The sequence below is a fragment of the Microcystis sp. M_QC_C_20170808_M3Col genome, from assembly GCF_007095505.1.
Taxonomy (GTDB): Bacteria; Cyanobacteriota; Cyanobacteriia; order Cyanobacteriales; family Microcystaceae; genus Microcystis.
The window spans coordinates 1-3842 of sequence record NZ_SFBY01000278.1; the positions used below are offsets into that span (position 1 = coordinate 1).

At 43.7% G+C, this 3842-nt stretch carries 5 protein-coding genes; 3 read left to right on the plus strand and 2 right to left on the minus strand.

Going from position 1 to position 3842, the window contains the following annotated elements:
• Positions 1 to 118 (minus strand): helix-turn-helix domain-containing protein (locus tag EWV84_RS12565; RefSeq protein WP_287078252.1); only part of this gene is annotated, 118 nt, incomplete at its 3' end.
• A 90-nt stretch (positions 119 to 208) separates the two neighbouring features.
• Between EWV84_RS12565 and rbp the strand changes: the two genes are divergently transcribed.
• The gene (rbp, locus tag EWV84_RS12570) at positions 209 to 511 is read left to right on the plus strand and encodes an RNA-binding regulator (protein ID WP_286825795.1); all 303 of its coding nucleotides are present in this window, start codon (positions 209 to 211) and stop codon (positions 509 to 511) included.
• Positions 512 to 568: 57 nt separating this feature from the next.
• Here rbp and EWV84_RS12575 read toward each other — a convergent pair whose 3' ends face one another.
• Positions 569 to 1186: a DedA family protein gene (locus EWV84_RS12575; protein ID WP_286825803.1), complete on the minus strand. Its 618-nt coding sequence runs from the start codon at positions 1184 to 1186 to the stop codon at positions 569 to 571.
• Positions 1187 to 1255: 69 nt separating this feature from the next.
• Here EWV84_RS12575 and EWV84_RS12580 point away from each other — a divergent pair, with 69 nt between their 5' ends.
• Complete coding sequence (locus tag EWV84_RS12580) at positions 1256 to 1795, plus strand: pentapeptide repeat-containing protein (RefSeq protein ID WP_287078250.1); 540 nt, start codon at positions 1256 to 1258, stop codon at positions 1793 to 1795.
• Between the two features lie 369 nt (positions 1796 to 2164).
• Entirely contained in the window at positions 2165 to 3781 is a 1617-nt protein-coding gene (locus EWV84_RS12585; RefSeq protein ID WP_287078251.1) for an ABC transporter substrate-binding protein, read from the plus strand.
• The last annotated feature ends 61 nt before the right edge of the window (positions 3782 to 3842 follow it).

The window sequence follows — 3842 nt, forward strand, 5'->3', positions numbered from 1 at the left end:
CTTGTGTTCTGAGATGGAGAGCTTTATTGTAAACCAATCTTACACAGCCCAAAGTGCGCCGCAATAGCGACTCTTGTTCTGGTGTGGGGTAAAATCGAAACCAATAGGCTTTTTCCATGGGGAGCATTTTAGCATATATTCCGTAAATGTGCTAGTATTTAACGGTAAAGCCGTCGTAGAACGACGGGGTTTCAGACCCAAATTTTCGATGACAATTTACGTTGGTAATCTGGTTTATGAAGTCACGAAAGAGGACTTGCACGGTGTATTCGCTGAATACGGCACGGTTAGTCGCGTTTACTTGCCCGTAGATCAAGCAACGGGTAAAATGCGCGGTTTTGCTTTTGTGGAAATGTCCTCCGATGAGGAAGAAGCAAAAGCGATCGAAACTCTTGACGGGGCCGAATGGATGGGACGACAGATGAAAGTCAATAAAGCTCGTCCCAGAGAAGATAATTTTGGTGGTGGTGGCGGCGGTGAGCGCAAAAACTTCGGGCGCCGCGAACGTTAAAGAGATTCTTGTCAAATTCCCGAAGCGGTTATTTCTGATAACCGCTTTCTTCTGGGCTTAAACTGTCGTTTTCCGTGACTCAAGGATGGGGTGGATAATTGTCCAGGCCAGGACGATAATTAAAGCCAAGATACCAAAACGAGCCATAGAACTAACTAATTGGTGCAAGGGGAACAAACGGCCTAAAAAGAAGGATAATGTCACCATAATCGTCGCCCACACCGTTGCTCCACCGAGATTACAGAGGAAAAAGCGACCGTAGGGCATTCGGGCAATTCCCGCCATGGGACCTGCAAAGATTCTTAACAGGGCCACGAAGCGACCGAAAAAGACCGCCCGGGGTGCATTTTTACTAAATTGTTCCTTGGCTAATTCTAGTTTTTGAGGTGGAATCCGAAAGAATTTGCCAACTTTTAACAAAAACGGCCAACCCCCAGCGCGACCGAGCCAATAGCCAAAATTATCGCCTAAAACTGCTCCTGTAATTGCGCTGACTAAAACTAACCAATAGTTCAAATCACCGCTACCGGCAAGGAAGCCGCCCACAATGGTGATGGTTTCTCCTGGGATGGGAATCCCCGTATTTTCGAGGGTGATGCCGATAAATACTGCCCAGTATCCGTATTGGTGGGCGATTTCTTCAATATTTTCTAGGGATAATAGCTCTAGGGACATGGAGCGCTTTCTTAACAAAGGTTTACGAATATTCTAAGATATTTTTACAGTATTTAACCGTGGCTGACCATGACTTTTCCCAGTATTGATTTATTAGCAATTCGTCAGGGTGAGATAAAAGATTTAGCGGGCATGAATTTGGCAGGGGCTGATTTAGCGGGTGCCGACCTGGCAGGGGCGAATTTACGCGCAAATTTACGCGGTGCTGACCTGACAGGGGCAAATTTAAGGGGAGCAGATTTTCGTAATGCCGATTTACGCGGGGCAATTCTCCTCGATGCGATCGTGACTGGGGCAAGTTTGGCCGGCGCTTTTTTAGCCGGGGCGGTTTTTAATCATCTAGATTTGTCCGGGGCGGATTTTCGCGGTGTCGATGGCCGGGGAGTCAATTTTGTCGGGGCGATTTTAACCCAAGCGGATTTTACTAGCGCTAATCTTTCTGGGGCAGATCTGTCGGCAACTGATTTAGAGGAAGCAATTTTTTTCGGGGCGGTTTTACGGGGAACAAATTTTACTGATGCCAATCTTCTTTGTGCTAGTTTAACCTCGGCAGTAACCACGGGGGCAATTTTCGATCGAGCTTGTTTAGAAGGGACAGGATTAACCTAAATGGCTGATAGATAAAAGAAGATGAGTTTCTAATTAGTTGCTGGAACCTGATCTAGGTTGAAAAATCTTACCCATTCCCCTGTTTATCTACCTTCATGGCTCCAGCTATTCTGAACCATATCCAATCTCTCATTGTCAAGAAATAACACTTTTTCGCTCCTGGGTCTTATTCTTGGCCAAATTTATCAAGTTTTTGCCATTCTCGACCGGAAAATTTAATTTAATTGTCCGGGTAATCAGTCCAGTTATTGAAGAATTTTACCCAACCAATTAAGCAATCAACCTAGTTCCTTAAGAGAACCTAGTAGAAAAGATTATGCTCAAAAATGATAGGATTGATTGATACCTAGCTGCCGTTAATCGCCATCGATGAGACCTTTACGCCAACTTTACCGCTATTTAAGTTTATTTTGCCTCTGTCTTCTTCTGACCGTGGGCTGTCAGTCCACTAATTCCAATTTACCACAACAAGATAGCGATCGCCTGATGATCGGGACAACCCTAAAACCACGCTCGCTCGATCCTGCCGATAGTTATGAGTTAGCAGGACTTTTTATTATTTATAATCTCGGTGAAACTCTCTACACCTACGCAGAAGGAACCACTAATTTAAAGCCCCTCCTTGCCACGGAATTACCCAAAATTAGCCCCGATGGCTTGACTTATACTATCCCAGTACGTCGAGGAGTTATTTTTCATGATGGCACGGTTTTTAACGCAGAGGCGATGAAGTTTTCCCTAGAAAGATTTATCAAAAATGGTGGTGAACCTTCCTTTCTTCTCCGGGATACAATTGATAGGATCACCGCTACCAAAGAAGACGAAATTACTATTAAATTAACCAGACCTTTTGCCGCCTTTCCCGCTCTTTTAGCTTACCCAGGAGCCTGTGCAGTTTCACCCAAATTTTATCAAATTGGCGAGGGTAAATTTAAACCGGAAGAATTTATCGGCACAGGACATTATCAATTAAAAGCAGTTACTAGCGATTCTTTTAGTTTAGAAGCCTTCGATCGCTATTGGGGAGAACCAGCCAAAAATAAGGGAGTTAATGTTCAAATTTATCTCTCGAATCCTGCCAATTTATTCAACGGTTTTCAAACGGGTGCGGTGGATATTGCCTATCAATCTTTACTCCCTCCTCAAGTGAGAAAATTACGCACAGAAGCGGCGCAGGGAAAATGGCAAGCGCTCGAATCTTCTGGGGCAGCAATTAACTTTATGAGCGTCAATCTCAAAAGTGAACCCACCAATAATATTTTAGTGCGACAAGCCATTGCTTCTCTAGTCGATCGAGATTTACTTAATGATCGCATTTTACAAGGTCAAGGCATACCTCTTTTTAGTCTCATTCCTACTACTTTTTCCGAGTCACAACCGGTGTTTAAAGAGCGCTATGGCAACCATAATATAGAGCAAGCCAAACAATTACTAAAAACTGCTGGTTATAGTCCAGAAAAACCCGCAATTGTAGAAGTTTGGCACTCCTCGGGATCGATCACTTCCAGCACTGTAGCGGCAGTGCTGAAAGCCCTATCAAAACGGGATTTAGATAATAGTATTCAATTTGAACCCAATAGTATCCTAGGAGCGGCATTTTTCCGTAATATTGGCCGGGGACTTTATACCACTGCCCTATCTAATTGGTATCCCGATTTTTTGGATGCAGATAACTATATTTATCCCTTTTTAGATTGTGCTAAAGGTTCCCCAGACACTGGCTGCGAAGAGGGAGGATCGCAAAGTCAAGGCTCATTTTTTTATAGTCAAGAAATGAATCAATTAATCGCACAATCCCGTCGGGAAAGTAACCCGGCCAAAAGAAAGCAAATTTTTGCCAAAATTCAAGAAATTCTCGCCGATGAAGTTCCCTATATTCCCCTTTGGCAAACCAAGGAATACGCTTTTGCTCGCAATGGCATCACGGGAGTTATCATCAATCCCAGTCAAACTTTTCCCTTTTGGACAATTGCCAAAAAATCCTGATAATTAATTATTAGGAGTTAGGAGTCAGGAGTCAGTATTCAGTATTCAGGAGATAGGGTGA

Coding starts and splice junctions, on each gene's coding strand:
- rbp (WP_286825795.1), top strand. CDS start 209: ATGACAATTTACGTTGGTAATCTGGTTTATGAAGTCACGAAAGAGGAC.
- EWV84_RS12585 (WP_287078251.1), top strand. CDS start 2,165: ATGAGACCTTTACGCCAACTTTACCGCTATTTAAGTTTATTTTGCCTC.
- EWV84_RS12575 (WP_286825803.1), bottom strand. CDS start 1,186: ATGTCCCTAGAGCTATTATCCCTAGAAAATATTGAAGAAATCGCCCAC.
- EWV84_RS12580 (WP_287078250.1), top strand. CDS start 1,256: ATGACTTTTCCCAGTATTGATTTATTAGCAATTCGTCAGGGTGAGATA.